At 65.0% G+C, this 19,436-nt stretch carries 17 protein-coding genes; 11 read left to right on the top strand and 6 right to left on the bottom strand.

The features are described 5' to 3' along the window. Window positions 1–14: 14 nt before the first annotated feature. Both VSR82_RS29085 and VSR82_RS29080 read left to right on the top strand, forming a co-directional pair. Entirely contained in the window at window positions 15–785 is a 771-nt protein-coding gene (locus VSR82_RS29085) for a 4Fe-4S dicluster domain-containing protein (RefSeq protein WP_429457614.1), read from the top strand. A gap of 19 nt (window positions 786–804) precedes the next feature. Beyond that, on the top strand, window positions 805–1,761 hold the full coding sequence (locus tag VSR82_RS29080) for a dimethyl sulfoxide reductase anchor subunit family protein (protein ID WP_498858282.1): 957 nt from the start codon (window positions 805–807) through the stop codon (window positions 1,759–1,761). A 57-nt stretch (window positions 1,762–1,818) separates the two neighbouring features. Here VSR82_RS29080 and VSR82_RS29075 read toward each other — a convergent pair whose 3' ends face one another. Together VSR82_RS29075 and VSR82_RS29070 are read right to left on the bottom strand one after the other, a co-directional pair. Beyond that, a complete protein-coding gene (locus VSR82_RS29075; protein ID WP_429457618.1) occupies window positions 1,819–4,404 on the bottom strand; it encodes an adenosylcobalamin-dependent ribonucleoside-diphosphate reductase in 2,586 nt (861 codons plus the stop codon). A 284-nt stretch (window positions 4,405–4,688) separates the two neighbouring features. Continuing rightward, on the bottom strand, window positions 4,689–4,976 hold the full coding sequence (locus VSR82_RS29070; protein WP_013091570.1) for a DUF3331 domain-containing protein: 288 nt from the start codon (window positions 4,974–4,976) through the stop codon (window positions 4,689–4,691). Between the two features lie 343 nt (window positions 4,977–5,319). Here VSR82_RS29070 and VSR82_RS29065 point away from each other — a divergent pair, with 343 nt between their 5' ends. After that, window positions 5,320–6,414 carry an AI-2E family transporter gene (locus VSR82_RS29065; protein WP_368585368.1) on the top strand — a complete coding sequence of 365 codons (1,095 nt, stop codon included), beginning with the start codon at window positions 5,320–5,322 and terminating at the stop codon, window positions 6,412–6,414. A 7-nt stretch (window positions 6,415–6,421) separates the two neighbouring features. Here VSR82_RS29065 and VSR82_RS29060 read toward each other — a convergent pair whose 3' ends face one another. Together VSR82_RS29060 and VSR82_RS29055 are read right to left on the bottom strand one after the other, a co-directional pair. Further along, window positions 6,422–7,294 (bottom strand): alpha/beta hydrolase, encoded by an 873-nt coding sequence (locus VSR82_RS29060; RefSeq protein WP_429457620.1) that lies wholly within the window; start codon window positions 7,292–7,294, stop codon window positions 6,422–6,424. A 118-nt stretch (window positions 7,295–7,412) separates the two neighbouring features. Then, entirely contained in the window at window positions 7,413–8,525 is a 1,113-nt protein-coding gene (locus tag VSR82_RS29055) for an OpgC domain-containing protein (protein WP_429457622.1), read from the bottom strand. A gap of 526 nt (window positions 8,526–9,051) precedes the next feature. Between VSR82_RS29055 and VSR82_RS29050 the strand changes: the two genes are divergently transcribed. Both VSR82_RS29050 and VSR82_RS29045 read left to right on the top strand, forming a co-directional pair. Then, window positions 9,052–10,230: a porin gene (locus VSR82_RS29050; RefSeq protein ID WP_498858281.1), complete on the top strand. Its 1,179-nt coding sequence runs from the start codon at window positions 9,052–9,054 to the stop codon at window positions 10,228–10,230. A 426-nt stretch (window positions 10,231–10,656) separates the two neighbouring features. After that, entirely contained in the window at window positions 10,657–11,613 is a 957-nt protein-coding gene (locus VSR82_RS29045; RefSeq protein WP_429457626.1) for a peptidoglycan DD-metalloendopeptidase family protein, read from the top strand. 252 nt (window positions 11,614–11,865) lie between these two features. Here VSR82_RS29045 and VSR82_RS29040 read toward each other — a convergent pair whose 3' ends face one another. Then, on the bottom strand, window positions 11,866–12,264 hold the full coding sequence (locus tag VSR82_RS29040; RefSeq protein WP_368586836.1) for a hypothetical protein: 399 nt from the start codon (window positions 12,262–12,264) through the stop codon (window positions 11,866–11,868). 359 nt (window positions 12,265–12,623) lie between these two features. Here VSR82_RS29040 and VSR82_RS29035 point away from each other — a divergent pair, with 359 nt between their 5' ends. The 3 genes from VSR82_RS29035 to VSR82_RS29025 are packed head-to-tail and all read left to right on the top strand — an operon-like array spanning window position 12,624 to window position 16,655. After that, the gene (locus VSR82_RS29035; protein ID WP_368586837.1) at window positions 12,624–13,079 is read left to right on the top strand and encodes a (2Fe-2S)-binding protein; all 456 of its coding nucleotides are present in this window, start codon (window positions 12,624–12,626) and stop codon (window positions 13,077–13,079) included. A 1-nt stretch (window position 13,080) separates the two neighbouring features. Further along, window positions 13,081–15,333 (top strand): xanthine dehydrogenase family protein molybdopterin-binding subunit, encoded by a 2,253-nt coding sequence (locus VSR82_RS29030; RefSeq protein WP_498858280.1) that lies wholly within the window; start codon window positions 13,081–13,083, stop codon window positions 15,331–15,333. A 17-nt stretch (window positions 15,334–15,350) separates the two neighbouring features. Continuing rightward, a complete protein-coding gene (locus VSR82_RS29025) occupies window positions 15,351–16,655 on the top strand; it encodes a c-type cytochrome (protein ID WP_368586839.1) in 1,305 nt (434 codons plus the stop codon). Window positions 16,656–16,743: 88 nt separating this feature from the next. Here VSR82_RS29025 and VSR82_RS29020 read toward each other — a convergent pair whose 3' ends face one another. After that, entirely contained in the window at window positions 16,744–17,448 is a 705-nt protein-coding gene (locus tag VSR82_RS29020) for an SDR family oxidoreductase (protein ID WP_429457631.1), read from the bottom strand. A gap of 401 nt (window positions 17,449–17,849) precedes the next feature. Here VSR82_RS29020 and VSR82_RS29015 point away from each other — a divergent pair, with 401 nt between their 5' ends. From VSR82_RS29015 to VSR82_RS29005, 3 genes are all read left to right on the top strand, one after another. Next, entirely contained in the window at window positions 17,850–18,296 is a 447-nt protein-coding gene (locus tag VSR82_RS29015) for an Ohr family peroxiredoxin (RefSeq protein ID WP_410849891.1), read from the top strand. 97 nt (window positions 18,297–18,393) lie between these two features. After that, window positions 18,394–18,840 (top strand): Ohr family peroxiredoxin, encoded by a 447-nt coding sequence (locus VSR82_RS29010; protein WP_368586842.1) that lies wholly within the window; start codon window positions 18,394–18,396, stop codon window positions 18,838–18,840. A 69-nt stretch (window positions 18,841–18,909) separates the two neighbouring features. Further along, entirely contained in the window at window positions 18,910–19,182 is a 273-nt protein-coding gene (locus VSR82_RS29005) for a hypothetical protein (RefSeq protein WP_368586843.1), read from the top strand. Window positions 19,183–19,436 lie beyond the last annotated feature (254 nt).

Here is a 19,436-nt window from a genome sequence, read left to right as displayed (position 1 = left end):
GCAAGGAGCCTGCAATGACCCAGATGGCGCTGGTGATCGATCTGAACGTATGCGTCGGATGCCAGGCGTGCGTGACGAGCTGCAAGGAGTGGAACACGTCGGGAGAATCGGGCAGCCTCGCCGATTTCAATCCGTACGACGCGGACCCGTCCGGCACGTTCTTCAACCGCGTGCAGAGTTTCGAAGCGGGCAGCTTCCCCGACACGGAGATGATCCATTTTCCGAAGTCGTGCCTGCATTGCGAGGACCCGCCCTGCGTGCCGGTATGTCCGACCGGCGCGAGCTACAAGCGCAAGGAAGACGGTCTCGTGCTGGTCGATTTCGATCGCTGTATCGGCTGCAAGTATTGCGCGTGGGCGTGCCCGTATGGCGCGCGCGAACTCGACGAAGCGCGCAAGGAGATGACCAAGTGCACGCTGTGCGTCGATCGCATTCATGACGAGCATCTGTCCGAGCGCGATCGCAAGCCGGCCTGCGTGCTCGCGTGCCCGACATCGGCGCGGCTGTTCGGCGACATACACGATCCGGAGTCGGTGGTGTCGCAGGCGATCCGCGAGCGTGGCGGCTATCAGTTGATGCCGGAGTGGGGCACGCGTCCCGCCAATCACTATTTGCCGCGCGTGCCGACCACCGCCGCGGGTTGCGGCAGCGACGCATGCTCGTGCAAATCGTCGGGAACGACCACAGACGATGCGACGCACATGTCGGGCTCGCCCGACTCGCAACTCGAGGCGCAACTCGCGCGTGGCGAAGTGCATCTCGCGTCGATCGCGACGCGCATCTGAACGACAACTAGGCCACACGATGAATCCGGCTTTTTCCGTAGTCTTCCTGACGACGCTGAGCGGCGCGGCGCAGGGGCTGTTGATCGCGCTCGTCGGCGTCGAGAGTGCGGCATGGTTGGGCGTCGTTGCGCAACCGGCCGCCGCTACCGCGTTCTATGTGAGCGGCGCGGCGCTCGCGGTGCTGCTGGGCGGTCTTGGTCTGATCGCGTCGTTCTTCCATCTCGGCCATCCGGAACGCGCGTGGCGCGCGATCGCGATGTGGCGCACGTCGTGGCTGTCGCGTGAGTGTTTGTGCTTGCCGGCGTTTCTCGCGTGCGCGTTCCTGTATGGCGTCGCGCACTGGCTCGGCTCGTCATGGTCGCTCGCGCTCGGCTGGCTCGGCGTGCTCGCTAGCGCCGCGCTTTTCGTCTGCACCGCGATGATCTATGCGTGCCTGCGTTTTCTCCAGGAGTGGGCGACGCCGCTGACGCTCGTGAACTTCGTGCTGCTCGGCTGCGCATCGGGCTCGACGCTCGCGACCGCATTGAGCGCATGGTTCGCGCCCGAGTTGACGTTGGGACTGGCGATCTGCGCGTGCGTGCTGACGCTCGCCGGCTGCGCGAGCCGCACGGCGTCGCTGCTGCGCAATGCACGCTTGCGGCCGAAATCGACGGTGCAGAGCGCGACGGGCATTCGCAATCCGAAGCTCGTGCAGGTGTCACGGGGCTTCACGGCCGGCGCGTTCAATCTGCGCGAGTTCTTTCACGGCAAATCGGCGCGCACGTTGCGTGGCGTCAAATGGGGCTTTCTCGCGGGTGCGTTCATCGTGCCGGTCGTGTTGATCGCGCTCGGCGCGGGGCTGCGCTCGCTTGGCGCGTCGTTCGGCTTGCTGGCCGCGGCTTGTCTCGTGCAGTATGCGGGGCTCGTGGCGGAGCGCTGGTTTTTCTTCGCGGAGGCGAAGCATCCGCAGAATCTTTATTACGCGAGAGTGGGGTGAAGCATAGCCCCCGATGAGCGCGTCTGGCCGCGAGGCCACCGCGCTCCCAACCTCACACTACCCGCACGCCCCCACCTCCCCGCACGCGGTACAAAAATCGCAACCGTCCTTGCGAATCACCGCATTCGCGCCGCACGAAGCGCATTTGCGTCCGAGCATCGTGTGCAGTCCTTGCGTGCCGTTGGGCTGCAGCAACGCGTCGGCGCTATCCGCGGGATTCGCACGGAGGCCGAAATCGGCGGACAGCGCCAGATCGGTTTTCATTTGCCCGCGCGGCAAACGCGCGAGCATGCGCGATGCGACCTGATTGCCCTCGGCGTCGAGAAAGCCGCGTCGATACAGGATCTGCTGGATCGCGAACGCGAGCGCGGCCACTTCAGAATCGTGCCAGCGTGGCGCACGATGACCGTCGAGCCGCTGCACGTCACCAAGCCGCACCTGGCCGCGATCCCACGACACCTTGCGCATGTCCTGCAGATTGCGCGCGACGAAGCCGCCGCGCGCGGCCAGCGACAGCGAACGCATCGTCGCAGTGATCCATTGCTGCGACTCGTCGCGCTGACCGACCGGAATGAAGAACTCGATAGGCCGCTCGATGGTGACGTCCTCGCCGCCGAGCCGCCCCGTCACCTCAATGAACGACACCGCGACATATAGCGACTTCTTGCCCGCCTGAGTCAGATACTCGACCTTCTCGATGATCGCCGGCAATTCGCCCCTGGGCCGATGATCGATCGCGATACGCAGCGGGTCCTGATCCATCTCGGCGAGCGTGTCGTCGGCCTGCGCGGACGACACGCTCAGCACCGCGCCGAGCGTGTCGTTCGGGCGATAGGTCGCAAGGCCCTTCAGCCCGCTTTTCCATGCATCGAAGTAGAGGCTTTCGAAAGCGTCGAACGGATAGTCGGCGGGCACGTTGACGGTCTTTGAGATCGACGTGTCGACGTACGGCTGCACGGCCGCCATCATGTCGAGATGGTCGCGCGCGGACATCTGCAGAGCGCTGACGAAATAGTCCGGTAGCCTGGTCACATCGCCGCCCAGCTCGCGATAAAGCCGGTACGCGTAGTCCTCGACGTCGAACGATTCGCGGCCGCCGTCGGCCATCACCTTCATGCGCGTATAAGTCCACGAAAACGCCGGCTCGATGCCGTTCGACGCGTTGTCCGCGAACGCGAGGCTCACGGTGCCGGTCGGCGCGATCGACAGCAGATGGCTGTTGCGGATGCCGTCGCGGCGGATCGCCTGCTTGATGTCGTCGGGCAGACGCGACGCGAAGGTGCCGGCTTCCAGATAGCGCGCGGCGTCGAACAGCTCGAACGCGCCGCGCTCTTTCGCAAGTTCGACCGACGCGCGATATGCTTCGTCGCGCATCAACCGCGCGATGCGCACCGCGAAATCGCGGCCTTCCTGCGAGTTGTAGCGCAGGCCCATCATCACCAGCGTATCGCCGAGGCCGGTGAAGCCGACGCCGATGCGCCGCTTCGCGCGCGATTCGGCGTATTGCTCAGGCAGCGGCCACAGCGTGACGTCGAGCACGTCGTCGAGAAAGCGCACCTGCGTGCGGGTGCGGCGCGCGAGGCCGTCCCAGTCGAACGACGGCTGGCGCCCCTGCATCTGCGCGAACGGATCGACGACGAAGCGCGTCAGATTGAGCGGCCCGAGGTTGCAGCAGCCGTAGGCGGGCAGCGGCTGCTCGCCGCACGGATTGGTCGCGCGGATCGTTTCGACCGCGCGCAGATTGTTGTCCTCGTTCATCCGCGAGATGAACACGATGCCGGGTTCGGCGACGTCGTACGTCGAGCGCATGATGCGGTCCCAGATCGCGTGCGCCGGATGTTCGCTATAGACCCACAGGCCGTCTTCGCGCTGCCGCACGTCGCCGGCCGCGCGCAGCGCCGGTGACGGCTCGGCGCGATGGACCAGTTGCCATGGCTCGTCGTTCTCGACCGCGCGCATGAATTCGTCGGTGACGCCGACCGACACGTTGAAGTTGTTCCAACGTCCCTTCGAATGCTTGGCTTCGATGAATTCGAGCAGGTCCGGATGGTTGCAGTCGAGCACCGCCATCTGCGCGCCGCGTCGCGAGCCCGCGCTTTCGACGGTGCGGCACGATGCGTCGAACACGTCCATGTAGCTGCACGGACCCGAGGCGGCCGAGCTGGTCGTGTGAACCCGCGCGCCCTTCGGCCGGATCGCGGAGAAGTTGTAGCCGACGCCGCCGCCGCGGCGCATCGTTTCGGCCGCCTGGAGCAGGGCCACGTAGATGCCCGGCAAACCCTGTTCGTCGACGCCCTGGATCGAATCGCCGACCGGCTGCACGAAGCAGTTGATCAGCGTCGCGGCGATGCCGCTGCCCGCCGCGCTCATGATGCGGCCCGCGCCGAGCGCGCCGTGGCGCATGTTGTCGACGAACTGTTCCTCGACCGACGCGCGCAACTCGGGCGGCTCGGCCTCGGCAACGCCGCGCGCGACGCGTCGATACACGTCGTCGGCGGATTGCTCATCGCCTTTCGCATACTTTTCGAGCAGCACGTCGAGCGAGAATTGCTGCGGCGGGATCAGCGAAGCGGGAGCAGCGGAGGAAGCGGGAGGCGTGGAAGCGGCGGTGGCCGCGCGGGTTTGCGGCGTGTCTTCTGCCATGATCGGCCCTCAAACGGCGTCGCGGCGGGCGCGGCGCGGTGGTGGAAGGCGCGCAGCCGACGCCGGATAGCGAGCCGGCGGTCGGGCGAGCGCAACGAATCCACCTTAACGCACGAGGCGCGGGGCGGCAACCGGGGGCGGTGCCGGCGCGGCGGCGCATCATGCGATGCCGCGCCGGCCGGGCACACTGTCGTTGAGGGCGCGTGGGCCGTAGCGAGATCGACCGCGAGGGCAACGGGTTGAAACTCGCGCTCCGGCCGCGGTACTCGGGAACGTTCCGTGCGTCAGGCCGCTTCGAGCAGCGGTTCGAGAATTTCCGCGCAGATCATCGCGGACGCATTCGACGGCGCCGGGCGCTCGGCCGGCTTGAACACCGGGTCACCGCGGCGGATCTTGCGGCGCGACACCGCGCAGGTGCCGGACGAATGCGCCGAGCGGCGGCGCCAGCGCTGCTCACCGTAGTGGCAGCGGCCCGGCTCGACCCAACGGATCACCAGCGTCGTGTCGGAGCTCTCGAGAATTTCGATGCGTACGCCATTGCTACCGTCGAGGGGGATGGACTCCAGGGTCATCATCGACTCCGTATTGTGGAGTGCCGAATTTAGTCCCGTGCGCGCCGGATAGCCATTGTGTCATCGTTGAAACACCGTTCCGGAATTAGCAATAATCACACTTGACATTTGCGACTGGCTGAAACGACGGGCGTTGCAAGCGGTTTTTATGTGCTTTTTTAATAATGCGTATTTTTGCAACGCTGTGTTGCCTGTGGCGCGACTAGGAGAGCGGCCGGGAAAAGGGCGGCAACGCTTCCTTTAAGATGTTGGGTGTCGGGCGGCAAACCGAGCCGTCAGTGTAGCGGGTTTGAATTTTTCAGGTCGGCTCGCGCGCACACCGTTCAAAAACACCAGAGTTCACATGATTCCACGCCCTCCCGCCGTACCGCCCAATTCTCCCGAAGCGTCGTCCGTCGCCGCGGAGCGCCAGAAAAAGCAGCGGGCCGCGTCGGTCGTGCTTTACATCGGGCTCGTGCTGCTCGCATTGTGGGTGGTGCGCGATTTCATCGTAGTAGTGGCGTGGGCGGCGGTCGTCGCGATTGCGCTGTGGCCGCTGCTGCACAAGGTGGCGAGCAGCCAGTGGTTCAGGGGGCGCACGACCTTGCTCGCGACCGTCTTCACGCTGGTGATCGCCGTGCTGGTGCTGCTGCCGGTCGGGCTCGGCATCGCGCAGGCGCTGCGCGAGGCGCACGAGCTGAACGACTGGTTCCGCAGCGTGCAGGAAAACGGCATTCCGCTGCCGGACTTCATCAACCGTCTGCCGTTCGGCGTGCAGCAGATCAGCTCGTGGTGGCAGGCCAATCTCGCTCAGCCGCTGCGCGGTTCGGCGGCGATGAAAGGCTTGCACAGCGAAACGGTGATGACGCTCGGCCGGCATTTCGGCGCCCGCGCCGCGCATGCGGCAATGGTGTTCGCGTTCATGCTGATCACGCTGTTCGTGATTTTTCAGGCGGGGCCGCGCCTGTCCGGTTCGTTGCTGAAGGCCGCGCGACGCGGTTTCGGCGATAGCGGCGCGGACCTCGTCGCGCACATGGGGACCGCGGTGCGCGGCACCGTGTCGGGCTTGATCGTGGTCGGCGTCGGCGAGGGCCTGTTGCTTGGCGTCGCGTATTTCGTGACCGGCGTGCCGCACGCGGCGCTGCTCGGCTTCGTCACGGCGATCGCCGCGATGCTGCCGTTCTGCGCGCCGATCGTGTTCGGTCTCGCGGCGCTGTGGCTGCTCGTGCAGGGCTCGATGGTCGCGGCGGCCGGGCTGCTGATATTCGGCGCGGTCGTCGTGTTCGTCGCCGAGCACTTCGTGCGGCCGGTGCTGATCGGCAATTCGACGCGCCTGCCGTTTCTCCTTGTGCTGTTCGGTATTCTCGGCGGCGCCGAGACGTTCGGGCTGCTGGGGATTTTCATCGGCCCCGCGTTGATGACGGTGCTGATGGTACTGTGGACCGATCTCGTGGAGTAGCGCCGGCTCAAGGCCGTTGATTCGACGGATGCTCCTGCGCCGGCGGCTTCACGCAGCCGAGCGTGTATTTGAGCGCGGCGGGCAACAGCGCGCTCCACACGTCCCACGTGTGGCCGCCGTCGATGATCCGCAGCGCAGCCGGATTGCCCGCGAGCCGCAGATGCGTGTACAGCAGTGACGCGTCGGCCTGGATGTCGAGGTCGTCGTCGCCGGATGCGATGAACATCGGCAGACGATACGGCTGGCTCATATAGCGGTCCCACTGCGCCGGATAGTTGAGCTCGTGCCAGATGCGCGGGTCGAACTGGTGCTCGCCGAACACGCCGACCCGCCGCGCCGCCGACGCGCGCGGCGGCTCGTTCGCGTAGATCGCGGGACTCAGCAGCAGCGCGCCGCAAAACATCTCGGGCTGCGTCAGCGCGTAGCGCAGCGCGCCGAAGCCGCCCATCGACACGCCGCCGATCATCCGGCCGCCGCGCTGCGTCGCGACCGCGTAGTGCGTTTCGATCTCGGGCAGCAGATCGCCGAAGAACGCGCTCTCCATCTTTTCTTTGCGGTCGACGTACCAGTCCGTGCCGCCTTGCGGCATCACGATCACAACCGGCGCGATCTCCTTGCGCTCGATCAGCGTGTCGGCGGCGCTCTGTAGATGACCTTTCGTGAGCCAGTCGTTGGCGTCGCCGTTATTGCCGTGCAGCAGGTAGAGCACCGGCAGGCGCGGACCGTGCGCGCGATAGCCTGCCGGCAGGTAGATCGTGTAGCTCCAGTCGCGGCCGAGCGCATCGGAATGGAAGCTGCGGCTCGCGACCGTGCTCGCGAACGCGGGCGCGCCGACGGCGGAGGCAAGCAGTGCGAGGGCGAAACAGAGGAATCGACGCATGTCAGGATGGCCGGCTGGCGCGGGATTCGCGCGCGGCCGTCATCCTATCAGCATTGGCGCCAGATTTGAGATGGAACGTGGCGGACAGACGGACGGCGCTTTATGCGCGCAAAGTTCTTCAGCTTGAGGTCCGCAGCCGCCCGTCGACGAACCGCCCGACGAAGCGCTTCAGCGGCTCCACGCCGAGCGCGACGGCAAGCAGCGCGCCGACCGCGGCCGCGTCGGCGAGCAGGCCGAGCGGATAGTTCAGGTAACCATCCGTCGCCGCGTAGAGCACCGAGTCGATCACCAGCGAAATCACCGCGCCGGCAATGAAGCACAGCAGCCCCTGACGGCCGATCAAGCCGACCCACGGCAGCCGCCGCGCGACCTTCTTCGCCCAGCCGAGCTCGATCAGATTGGCGACGAGCCATGCAATCGCGAGGAAGTTGCCCGCGCGCAGATAGGACAGGTTCTCCTTGAAGCTTGCGGCAAGCGGCGCATGCAGCAGCACGAGCTTGTAGTACGCGGCGCCTACGACCACCGCGAACGCCAGCACGCTGACGAGCCAGCCGGATCGATGCGCGCTGGTCCGCTGATACACCGGCTGGCAGCGTGCGAGCACGCCGAGCACGAACATTAGTTGCCACGCGAACGGGTTGAAGTCCCAGTGCATGTCGGGCGCGGCGGGCAAGTACTTGCTGATCGCCGGCGCGCCGGCCCACAGTGCGATGCTGCCGACGACCAGCAGCCATGGCTTGCTGCGCGCGAGCGGCAGGATTGCGGGCACCAGCAGCGCGAAGAACGCGTACATCGGCAGCACCGACGCGAGGTACGGCTGGCGGCGCAGCAGCACGATGTCGCGCAGCGCGGCAAGCGGCGTGTCGATCAGGTCGTCGAGATCGGTCGTGGCGAGATTCGGCCCGTCGATGCTGAATGCGGTGAGCACCGCGCTGACCAGCAGCATCAGCCCGGCGGTGACGAGAAACGCCCGATAGATCTCGAACGAGCGGCGCACGAAGCGGCCGCGCGCGATCGTCTCGTTACGCCGCTCGGCGAGCGTTGCATAGGCGGTGGCGGTCGCGAAGCCGCCGAGGAACACGAACACTTCGGCGGCATCGCACAGCGCGTACGCATGCAGCGTCACGCGCGACAGAATGCTGCCGCCGATGTGATCGACCACGATGATCAGCAGAACCAGTCCGCGGAAAAAGTCCAGCTCGATCAGGCGGGAGGAGGGCTTGTCAGGCATTGTTCGAGTCAAAAGCAGCCCCGTGCGACGGCGCGCTGATCCAGCGCGGCGGGCGTCTCACAAGGCTTTTTAATATGGAATTGGGTGCTGCGGCGGGAAGGCGATCCGGGTTGGCGTCGCCTGTGGTCCGCGTCGCCGACTTCGGCCGCCTTTTCGAGGCGGCGCGTCAGCGGGCTGTAAAGGTGACCTTCGCTGCGGCATCGAGTTCCGTTGCATGGCAGCAGAGGCACGGGATTATATTTCTTTTCATGACAATGACGCAGCGAGATCGGCAGCAGCAGCTGCCGTTTACCTGAACCGACCTTACGAAAAAAGAGGAAACAACGCGCAGTGGAGAATTAGCAACATTCCCGATACTTGGCGCATCCACTCATGGACGGCCGGACGATGTCGTGTGAGGATTTCTGGAAAGCGCAGCCATTGGAGCAGTCCTCAGAACTGCTGGGAAAATGACGAGAATAAAGAGCAAAAAGAACAAAGCGGCCGGATCGAGTTGTCCCATCACTCGAGGTGCAGGGAGATCATCATGAACAAGCAAGTGTTCGCGCTGGCTGTCTCCGTTGCTGCGTCTTCCGTTCTTGCCGTGCCTGCCGTCGCGCAGACTAGCGTCACGCTGTATGGCGTGATCGACGAAGGCATCAACTACACGAACAATGTCGGCCACGGCCATGTTTATGAACTCGCCAGCGGGCTTGCACAGGGGAGCCGCTGGGGCCTGAAGGGCTCCGAGGATCTCGGTGGTGGACTGAAGGCGATCTTCCAGCTCGAGAATGGTTTCGATCTGAATTCCGGCCGGCTCGGGCAGGGCGGCCGCCTGTTCGGCCGTCAGGCTTTCGTCGGACTCAGTTCACAGGCGTACGGCACGCTAACGTTTGGCCGACAATATGATTCCGTCGTCGATTACCTGGCGCAGACCACGGCCGACGGCAATTGGGGCGGCGAGCTGTTCTCGCATCCGTTCGACAACGACAACACCGACAACACGTTTCGCCTGAACAACACCGTCAAGTACGCGAGCCCGTCGATCTCGGGCTTCGAGTTCGGCGGCACCTACAGCTTCAGCAACGACACGGGCTTCGCCAACAATCGCGCGTACAGCTTCGGCGGCCAGTACGCGTATGGCGGGCTGCTGGTCGCGGCGGCATATCTGCAGGCCGACAATCCGGGCGGCAGCGCGAACGGCGCGGTCGCCACCAACGACGCGGGCTTCGTCGCGACGCGCATGCGCGTGTTCGGCGGCGGCATCACCTATACGTTCGGACCGGCGACGGCGGGTTTCGTCTACAGCAACTCGAACTATCTGGAGCCGACCGCAAACGGCTATCTCGGCATCGAGCCGCCGGTGCCGCTCGTGCCCGTCACGCCGCCGGGCGTGCTGCTGAACTCGCTCAAGTATCAGAACTTCGAGATCAACGGCAAGTATCAGATTTCGCCGGTGCTGTTCGTCGGCGCGCAGTACGTGTACACGATGGAAACCTACGACGCATCGAACGGCGGCGTGAAGCCGCGCATCCATACGTTCGGGCTGATGGCCGACTACAACCTGTCCAAGCGCACCGACCTCTATCTGCAGGGCGCGTATCAACAGGTCGCCGGCGATTCCACACTGTCGGTCCTCGACTTCGCATTCATCCCCGGCACGCAGTCGCCGTCGTCGACGTCGAAACAGGTCGTCGTGCGCGCGGCGATCCGGCATAAGTTCTAGTTCGCTGCTGTCAAACGCGGATCGGCCAGCCTTCGGATTTCGAAGGCTGGCTTTTTTGCGCCCTCCGGCGCGCCGCATGACTATTCAAGTTCCCCTCGCGTCTGCCGATAAGTCGAATGTCAACGAGTCTGAACGTGCCGCGCTGAAGCGGCGACGTGTGCGTCGTTGATGTGCCCAAACACGTGCCGTAGTAACGCGGAAATACGGCTCGTAACGTCTGTATCAGAGTGTGTGGCGCGGGACGTTTTTATCAAACGGCACTTTAGAATTCCGCGAGAAATTTGATCGGCAAGCAGGCACGGAATGAGCGCCGTACGAGGCAGCTTCGCCGTGTCGCCGGGAAGGCCGCGCGGCCAAAGATCGCGCGCCTTGTCAGCGGCATCGGCGTATCCGGCTTGCGCATCTATACAGCAGGAGTCGGACAGAATGAGAAAGCGTTTCGACAGAACGATCTTGGCCGGTCTCGCCGGCGCATGGGTCGCGCTGGCCGTCAGCGGTTGCGCAAACGTCGGGCAGCCGAATGCGCAGAACAATGTTGCAAACAGCACCAACGCAGCGTCCGGCGTGCTGGCGGCGAATGCGACGGGAACAACGTCTGGCGATGCGGCGGCAGACGCGCCGCTGTCGATCGACGCCAGCGATAACGCGCAACTGAAAAAGTCGCCGCCGCTCGTGTATCGGGTCAGGCGCGGCGACACGCTCGCGCGGGTCGCGCAGCGTCACCACATCAGCGTCAAGCAGTTGCAGGCATGGAACGCTCTGAAGGCATCGGCGCGGCTGAAGCCGGGGCAGGTGCTGCACGTCGCGTCGCCGGAGACGGTGCGCGCGGTCAAGGCGGCCAATGCGGCCAATGCGGCGGCCGCCGCGAAGGCGGTGGCGCGACCCGCGGCGCCGGGTGATTCACAAGCGACAGCGCCAACCTCGGCACAAGCTTCGACGCAGTCCGCAGCACCCGCTCCGGATGCCGCGGAAGTCCGCCAGGTCACGCGGGAAACCCGCCGGCATGCGAGCAGCGTGACGCTCGCGTGGCCTGCCGCGGGCAGCGTCGTCGAAGCGTTTCAGCCGGGCGAAACACGCGGCATCGAGATCGGCGGCAAAGCGGGCGATCCGGTGCGAGCCGCCGCCGACGGCAAGGTGATGTACGCGGGCACCGGACTGAACAGCTACGGCAGCCTGATCATCGTTGAACACAACAAGGATTTTCTGACCGCGTATTCGCACAACCGCAAACTGCTGGTCAAGATGGGCGACATCGTCCGCAAGGGTCAGCAGATCGCGGAGATGGGCGACGAGAACAATTCGCGTGTGTCGGTCGGGTTCGAAGTGCGGCACGACGGCAAGCCGGTCGATCCGCTGCGTTATCTGCCGCAGGGGCGCAGTTGAGCTTCGGCGTTCCCGCAAAAGCTCACCTTGAATTTATTCAGCTAACCCAGGCAATCTGATCGGCCGTGCCTTCCAGGCGGTCGAGAAATCGTTGCGAAAGTACCTTCACGCCAGAGCATTTCGCTCAATTCACGCAAAAGTACCAACCATCGACGGATGCCGCATCGACGCGAGGCCGCTTGTCAACGGTGAGGAAATGCGGGAGCCGGCAAGCAGCGCACGCGCCGCCGCCGTGCTCCGTGCGAATCGCCGTTACGTCGTTTGCACGCCGCGCAGCAAACGCGCTACCTCGCCGTGGTAATGCAGGATCGCCGGATCGGCCTGCAACAGCGGCAGATAACGCGGCAGGAAGTGGTTGTTCGGTTGATCGGGCGAGAACAGTCCGATCACGGCCTCGGCGGTTGCGAGGCGGTCGCCGGCCTCGGCTTCCGCGTCGTCGAGAATCTCATCGACGCTCGCGATCACCGTCGATAGCGGCGTCAGCCAGCGAAACCCCGAACCGTTGATCAGCACCTGCAGGAATGCCGCCGGCGTCACCGGGCCGAACTCCTTTTCGTATGCGGCGCGTTCGTGATCGAGAATCGCCTTGTGCAGCGCAAGCAATGGTCGGCGAACATCCGTGAGGAATTGAATGCATTGCGGGTCGTTCATCGGCGGCTCCAGCGGCTGAGGTGACACGACGGAATCGCGCGTCGCAACACCACTCGGTGCGATGCAGCGGGTCGCGCGATCACGCTGACGGATCAATCCATCGATGGTAACGCATCGCCCCAGCCGGCACATGCGATCCACCCCGCATAGCATGCGACGTGCCGTCTGGCACCGCCAAAGCGCAGTTCTTTCGACACGACTACAATCGGCCGGTTTTCTGTCGACACCCGCTCGATCACAGGCCGCTTTTCATCGCGGATTAGCGCGACATGCCGAACAAAACGGCGCATGTTCGCGGTCTGGTGCGGTGTCGCGATCTAAACCGCGTGACCACAACAACATCCCCACCGGAGCCGCTCATGACAACGCTCAATATCAACGGCGAAACCCATACCGTCGATGCCCCGCCCGACATGCCCCTGCTGTGGGTCCTGCGTGATCTCGTCGGGCTGACCGGCACCAAGTTCGGCTGCGGCATCGCGCAATGCGGCGCATGCACCGTGCATCTCGATGGCGTCGCGGTGCGTTCGTGCGTGTTCCCGGCGGCGGCGGTCGGCGACCGGAAGATCGTGACGATCGAAGCGGTCGGCGCGACGCCCGCGGGTCAGAAAGTGCAGCAGGCCTGGCGTGAACTCGACGTCGTGCAGTGCGGCTACTGTCAGTCGGGGCAGGTGATGTCGGCGGCGTCGCTGCTCGCGCGCAATCCCAATCCGAGCGACGCCGACATCGACGCCGCGATGGCGGGCAACATCTGCCGCTGCGGCACCTATCACCGCGTGCGCGCGGCGATTAAGCAAGCCGCGAAGGGGGCCTGACATGTCCCAGGGATTGCTCGATGCACAGAACGGCGCACAGCCGACCGGCACCGCCACGCGGCATGCACGCGGCATCTCGCGGCGCACGTTCCTCAAATTCGGTGTGACGGTCGGCGCCGCGGCCGGCGGCGGTCTGCTGCTCGGCTTCAGCATGCCGGCCGCGAGCCAGGATCAGAAGGCGGGCAAGAGCGTGATCGGCGGCGATGCGAACGAGGCGCCGCAAAGCGGCGTGTTCGCGCCGAACGCGTTCATCCAGATCGACACCGCCGGCAAGGTCACGCTGGTGATACCGAAGGTCGAGATGGGTCAGGGCGTCTATACGTCGATTCCGATGCTGATCGCCGAGGAACTCGAAGTGCCGCTCGACTCGGTCACGCTCGATCACGCGCCGCCCAACGAAAAGCTCTTCATGGACCCGCTGCTCGGCGGCCAGTTGACCGGCGGCTCGACGTCGATCCGCTTCGCGTGGGAGCCGATGCGCCGCGCTGGCGCGACCGCGCGCGTGATGCTGATCAACGCGGCCGCGCAGCAGTGGCAGGTCGATCCGGCCAGTTGCCATGCGCAAGGCGGGCAGGTGATCCACGCGGCCAGCAATCGCAGCGCGAGCTATGGTCAGCTCGCGCAGGCCGCCTCGGCGCTGCCCGCGCCGCAGAACGTGCCGTTGAAAGACCCGAAGGATTTCAAGCTGATCGGCAAGCCGGCGAAGCGTCTCGATTCGCCGGAGAAAGTCGACGGCACCGCGCAGTTCGGCCTCGACGTGCGCTTGCCCGGCATGGTCTACGCGGCGATCGCGAACTGCCCGGTGTTCGGCGGCACGCTCGCGAGTGTCGACGCTACGCATGCGAAGCAGATCCCCGGCGTGCGCGAAGTGATCAAGCTCGACAACGCGGTGGCGGTGATCGGCGACCACACGTGGGCCGCGAAGCGCGGTTTGCAGGCGCTCGATATCAAGTGGAACGAAGGCGCGGGCGCGCAGTTATCGATGAAGCGCATCGTCGACGATCTCGCGGCGGCCTCGCAACACGGCGGCGCGGTAGCGCGCAAGGACGGCGACGTCGGCCGCGCGTTCGGCGATGCGAAGTCGCGCGTCGACGCGGTCTACCAGCAGCCGTTCCTCGCGCACGCGACGATGGAGCCGGTCAACGCCACGGTCCACGTGCGCGGCGACGCGTGCGAAATCTGGCTCGGCTCGCAGGTGCCGACGCGCGTCGTCGATGCGGCGGCCGCGGTCACGGGCTTGCCTGCCGACAAGATCATCGTGCACAACCATCTGCTCGGCGGCGGCTTCGGGCGGCGGCTCGAAACCGACATGGTCACGCAGGCCGTGAAGGTCGGCAAACAGGTGTCGACGCCGGTCAAGGTGCTGTGGACGCGCGAGGAAGACATCCAGCACGACATGTACCGGCCGTACTACTACGACACGATCTCGGCCGGGCTCGACGCGAATGGCAAACCGATCGCGTGGCAGCATCGCATTGCCGGTTCGTCGATCATGGCGCGCTTTGCGCCACCCGCGTTCAAGAACGGACTCGATCCCGACGCGGTGGAAGTCGCCGCCGATCTGCCGTACGACCTGCCGAACCAGCTGGTCGACTACGTGCGCGTGGAACCGCACGCGGTGCCCACCGCGTTCTGGCGCGGTGTCGGCCCGACGCGCGGCACGTTCGTCGTCGAGAGCTTCATCGACGAACTCGCCGCGCACGCGAAGATCGATCCGGTGCAGTACCGGCGCAATCTGCTCGGCAAATCGCCGCGCGCGCTGAACGTGCTGAACGTGGCCGCGCAGGCCGGCAACTGGGGCAGCGCGCTGCCGAAGGGGCAAGGGCGCGGCGTCTCGGTGATGCACGCGTTCGGCAGCTTCTTCGCGATCGTCGTCGAGGTCGCGGTCGAACAGGGCGAGGTCACGGTCAAGCGCGTGAACTGCGCGGTCGATTGCGGGATGTACGTCAATCCGAACACGATCGAGGCGCAGGTGCAGGGCGGCATCATCTTCGGCATCACGACCGCGCTGTACAGCGAGATCACGATCAAGGACGGCCGCGTCGAGCAGAACAACTTCACCGACTACCGGATATTGCGCATCAACGAAACGCCGCCGATCGACGTGCATCTCGTGAAGAGCGGCGAGGCGCCCGGCGGCATCGGCGAACCCGGCACCGCGGCGCTCGCGCCCGCGCTGACCAATGCGATCTATGCGGCCACCGGCACGCGGCTGCGGCAACTGCCGGTGGGCCGTCAACTGCACAGCGCGTGACGCGCAAGGAGCCCGACATGAAAAACAAGCTGAAGGGTCTTGGCGCGGCGCTGTGCGTCGCCTTGCCGTTTCTCGCGCAAGCAACTGCCGATGCCGCGACTCCGGCGGGTGCCGGCGCGGCCGATCAAGCGCTCGTGCAACGCGGCGCTTATCTCGCTCAACTCGGCGATTGCGCGGCCTGCCACACCGCGCCGAAAGGCAAGCCGTTCGCCGGCGGCCTGCCGATGAACACGCCGATGGGCCGCATCTACGTGACCAACATCACGCCCGACGCGCAGACCGGCATCGGCGGCTACACCGAAGCGGACTTCGCGCGGGCGCTTCGCGAGGGCGTCGCGAAAGACGGCCACAACCTGTATCCGGCGATGCCGTATCCGTCTTACGCGAAGGTCAACGACGACGACGTGAAGGCGCTGTACGCGTTCTTCATGCGCGGCGTCGCACCGGTGCAGCAGGCGAATCGCGAGTCCGACATCAAGTGGCCGTTGAACATGCGCTGGCCGCTGATGTTCTGGAACATGGCGTTTCTCGAAAAGGGCGCATACCGCGACAAGCCGGGCAAGGACGTCGCGTGGAATCGCGGCGCGTATCTGGTGCAAGGGCTCGGACATTGCGGGTCGTGTCACACGCCGCGCGGCGTTGCGTTCCAGGAAAGCGCGCTCGACGAAAGCGGCAGCGCGTTCCTGAGCGGCGCGCTGCTCGACGGCTGGTTCGCGTCGAACCTGACCGGCGAGCACAACGCCGGGCTCGGCCGCTGGAGCGACGAAGATCTGCGCACGTTCCTGAAGACCGGCGCGAATCGCCACGCGTCGGCGTTCGGCGCGATGACGAGCGTGATCAACAACAGCACGCAAGCGCTGAGCGATCAGGACGTCGCGGCGGTGTCGGCGTATCTGAAGTCGCTGCCGCCGGTCGGCGGCAACGGCGCGGCGGCCTATACGTACGATCCGCAGGCGACGAAGGTGTCGCTTGATCGACCCGCGAACGATGCCGGCGCGCGCGTCTATACCGCGTATTGCATGCATTGCCACGGTGTCGACGGACGCGGTTTCGCGCCGATGCTTGCGCCGCTGGCCGGCAATCCGAACGTGCTCGCGAAGGACGCGTCGTCGCTGATCAACGTGACGCTGAACGGCACCGGCGACCTCGTGATCAACGGCGTACCGTCGCCGTTCCCGATGCCCGGCTTCGCGGCGGTGCTCGACGATAAGCAGATCGCCGACGTGCTGAGCTTCGTGCGCGCGGGCTGGAACAACGGCGCACCGGCGGTTGGGGCGGCGGAGGTGGCGAAGTTGCGGCAGTCGACCCAGGCGGGGCGCTGATCGAGAGGTAAGTGCGGCGCAACGCAAAAGCGGCAACCCATGCAGCGCAGGGTTGCCGCTTTTTTTTGGTGGGACCGCTTCCGCGCGATCAGCGTGGCGTCGAGTCGTTCAGATAGATGCCTGCCGAGAGTCCAGCCTTCACCTGCCGGGTGAATTCGTCGGTGGACACTTCCTCCGAGCCGGCCTCGATAGCTTCATACGCCTGGCGCACGACGTCGGCCGGTGTTGCCTTCGGCACTTCCAGGTCGCGCACCAGATCCGTATCGATAAAACCTGCATGCAGCCCGATGACCTGCGTGCGCTGCTCGCGCAGCGATTGGCGCAGGCCGTTGGTCAGCGCCCACGCGGCCGACTTCGACACGCCGTAGGCAGACAGAATCGGCCGGTTCACCCAGCTCGCGACCGACAGCACGTTCAGGATCGCACCGCCGCCGTTCGCGGCGAGGCTCCCCGCGAACGCACGCGACATCGCCAGCATGCCAAAGACATTGGTTTCGAAGTGATCGCGCAACGCGTCGAGCGCGCCGTCGTCCGTCAGGCTGCCGAGTCGCGCGATGCCCGCGTTGTTGATCAGCAGCGTGAGGTCGCGAGCCGCATCGGCAGCCGCGGCCACGGCCGCCGGATCGGTCACGTCGAGCTTGATGGGGACGACTCCAGGCAAGCTCACGCTGGCCGGATCGCGGGCGCCCGCATAGACCTTCCGCGCCCCGCGTTCGAGCGCCTGTTTCGCGAACTCCAGGCCAAGCCCGCGGTTCGCGCCCGTCACGAAAACGACAGCATCTTCGATCTTCATAGTTCTTCCTTTCACGTGGTGAATCGCATGCGCGCCGGCTCGCGGTGCGCGTGAGATGTGGTGGAAACGAGGCTGCATTCGCTAACCGAGCCATTGCGCTGCGCCTTTGCCGCGCAGCAGCCAATCGCGTCGCGCAGCCGGCGCCGTACGGCTTATGTCGGACGATTCGTGACCTCGCACGCGTCGCATATGACAATGGGCGCAGCATATAACTATGATATTCATACCGTCAAGTGCGGCGAGGCTTCGGGCGAATTATTCGTTTCCTCTATCGGTTGCTCGTATGCGATTAAATCTTTTGCGATTGACAACGGGTGCGTCTTTCTCCATTATTCGACGCAAGCGATTACATCGCATGCGATCTAAGACGCTTAACCCCCTTATTCACACAGGAACCTATCATGACCCGGATCGACCAAGTCCTCTTCTCAGGCAACTCCCACGCCACGGTCAACCACGACCCCGAGCTCCAGCGCGGTGAGCACGGCGTGCTCGACCTCAAGCTCTCGGCGCTCGACGGTGAAAGCCGCGATTTCATTGCCACCGAGCTGCACCCGCGAGCCGAGCAGATGTTTGCCGGGGCGTGGTCAGCCTGTTACATCAGCGCCTTCGAAATTGCGGCCTCGCTGAAGAAGGTCACGCTGCCGTCCGACTATTCCGTGGACATCAAGGTCAGTATCGGCACCATCGGTAACGGGTTCTGTCTCGGCGCGCAGTTCACCATCCGCGCGCCGGGTCTGGCGGTGGAAGTCGTCGAGGCGATCGCGAACCGCGCCCACCAGATCTGCCCGTACTCGAAGGCCGTGCACGGCAACATCGAGGTCGGCCTGAACGTCGTCACAGCGTGACATATATATCGTACGCGATTGAATCGTACAAGATTCAAATCCGTTTGATATCCCGTTGATACCCCGTTTGATACCCCCATACATACAGGAATCCATCATGGAAAAGATCGAAAAAGTCCTCGCTGCAGGCAACTCCCACGCCACGGTCAATCGCGACCCCGCAGCCCAGCGCGGCGAATATGGCGTCTACGACCTCAAGCTGACCGCGCCTACCGTCGAGACGCTCGACTACGTCGGCACCGAACCGCACCCGCGAGCCGAGCAGCTGTTTGCCGGCGCCTGGTCGGCCTGTTACACCACCGTGTTCGGCATCGCGGCCCAACTGAACAAGGTCACGCTGCCGCCCGACTATTCGGTGGACATCCGGGTGAACATCGGGCAGACCGGGGCCGCGTGGTTCCTCGGCGCCGAGTTCGACGTCCGCGTGCCCGGCGTGGACAAGGAAGTCGTCGAGAAAATTGCGCACCTGGCCCATCAGATCTGCCCGTACTCGAAGTCGGTGCGCGGCAACATCGAGGTCAGCACCAACATCGTCACGGCGTAATCCGTCAGGGCACGTGTCTCTGCCCGAGACAGGTGCCCTTCACTGAACATTTTTGAAGGAATTCCCATCATGAAGACCAAGCTCATCGTTGCACTGCTCGTGGCAGTTTCCGCATCCGTCACCGCACCCGCGTTCGCCAGCGGCTATGGACCGGCCCCGTTCTACAAGCCCTCGGTTGGCGCACCGGCATCGCAAAGCGGTCCGAGCCTGCGAACCGTCGCCTCGGAGCGCGAGGACCAGGCTGCCCCGGAAAGGGCGTACGGCGGTGCGGTTTCCGGACAGTCGGAATCGGGCAGCCATGTCGCCGTGACGTCGAGTGGCAACCTTTTCGCACACCACTAGATCGTCGATCCTTTTGTCGCTTGGCCGGCGCACATCCACGTTGTGGCTGCGCGCCGGTCACGGCAATCGGACGGTCGATGATTTAGCCACTGACAAAGAAGCAGCGTTCAGAGCGGTTCTACGATGCCGTACGGGCGCTCTTCGCCGACGGTAGGTTGTCGCCTTCAGGAAGCGATGCGCCATATGTTGTAGCGCGATATAATCGTATGCGATGTATATCTTGCGAAACGTCAGGCTCCAGCCAAGGAGGATGC

The sequence above is a fragment of the Burkholderia sp. JPY481 genome (assembly GCF_038900515.1).
In the GTDB taxonomy this organism is placed as follows: domain Bacteria; phylum Pseudomonadota; class Gammaproteobacteria; order Burkholderiales; family Burkholderiaceae; genus Paraburkholderia; species Paraburkholderia youngii.
The sequence above is the reverse complement of the archived record's forward strand: the minus strand, read 5'-3'. Positions and strand labels throughout refer to the sequence as shown.

Excerpts from the sequence above, each read along its gene's own strand:
- VSR82_RS29020 (WP_429457631.1), bottom strand. The coding sequence starts at position 17,448 with ATGAAGATCGAAGATGCTGTCGTTTTCGTGACGGGCGCGAACCGCGGG.
- VSR82_RS29010 (WP_368586842.1), top strand. The coding sequence starts at position 18,394 with ATGGAAAAGATCGAAAAAGTCCTCGCTGCAGGCAACTCCCACGCCACG.
- VSR82_RS29025 (WP_368586839.1), top strand. The coding sequence starts at position 15,351 with ATGAAAAACAAGCTGAAGGGTCTTGGCGCGGCGCTGTGCGTCGCCTTG.
- VSR82_RS29040 (WP_368586836.1), bottom strand. The coding sequence starts at position 12,264 with ATGAACGACCCGCAATGCATTCAATTCCTCACGGATGTTCGCCGACCA.
- VSR82_RS29045 (WP_429457626.1), top strand. The coding sequence starts at position 10,657 with ATGAGAAAGCGTTTCGACAGAACGATCTTGGCCGGTCTCGCCGGCGCA.
- VSR82_RS29030 (WP_498858280.1), top strand. The coding sequence starts at position 13,081 with ATGTCCCAGGGATTGCTCGATGCACAGAACGGCGCACAGCCGACCGGC.
- VSR82_RS29055 (WP_429457622.1), bottom strand. The coding sequence starts at position 8,525 with ATGCCTGACAAGCCCTCCTCCCGCCTGATCGAGCTGGACTTTTTCCGC.
- VSR82_RS29035 (WP_368586837.1), top strand. The coding sequence starts at position 12,624 with ATGACAACGCTCAATATCAACGGCGAAACCCATACCGTCGATGCCCCG.
- VSR82_RS29065 (WP_368585368.1), top strand. The coding sequence starts at position 5,320 with ATGATTCCACGCCCTCCCGCCGTACCGCCCAATTCTCCCGAAGCGTCG.
- VSR82_RS29005 (WP_368586843.1), top strand. The coding sequence starts at position 18,910 with ATGAAGACCAAGCTCATCGTTGCACTGCTCGTGGCAGTTTCCGCATCC.
- VSR82_RS29080 (WP_498858282.1), top strand. The coding sequence starts at position 805 with ATGAATCCGGCTTTTTCCGTAGTCTTCCTGACGACGCTGAGCGGCGCG.
- VSR82_RS29075 (WP_429457618.1), bottom strand. The coding sequence starts at position 4,404 with ATGGCAGAAGACACGCCGCAAACCCGCGCGGCCACCGCCGCTTCCACG.
- VSR82_RS29070 (WP_013091570.1), bottom strand. The coding sequence starts at position 4,976 with ATGACCCTGGAGTCCATCCCCCTCGACGGTAGCAATGGCGTACGCATC.
- VSR82_RS29060 (WP_429457620.1), bottom strand. The coding sequence starts at position 7,294 with ATGCGTCGATTCCTCTGTTTCGCCCTCGCACTGCTTGCCTCCGCCGTC.
- VSR82_RS29050 (WP_498858281.1), top strand. The coding sequence starts at position 9,052 with ATGAACAAGCAAGTGTTCGCGCTGGCTGTCTCCGTTGCTGCGTCTTCC.
- VSR82_RS29015 (WP_410849891.1), top strand. The coding sequence starts at position 17,850 with ATGACCCGGATCGACCAAGTCCTCTTCTCAGGCAACTCCCACGCCACG.
- VSR82_RS29085 (WP_429457614.1), top strand. The coding sequence starts at position 15 with ATGACCCAGATGGCGCTGGTGATCGATCTGAACGTATGCGTCGGATGC.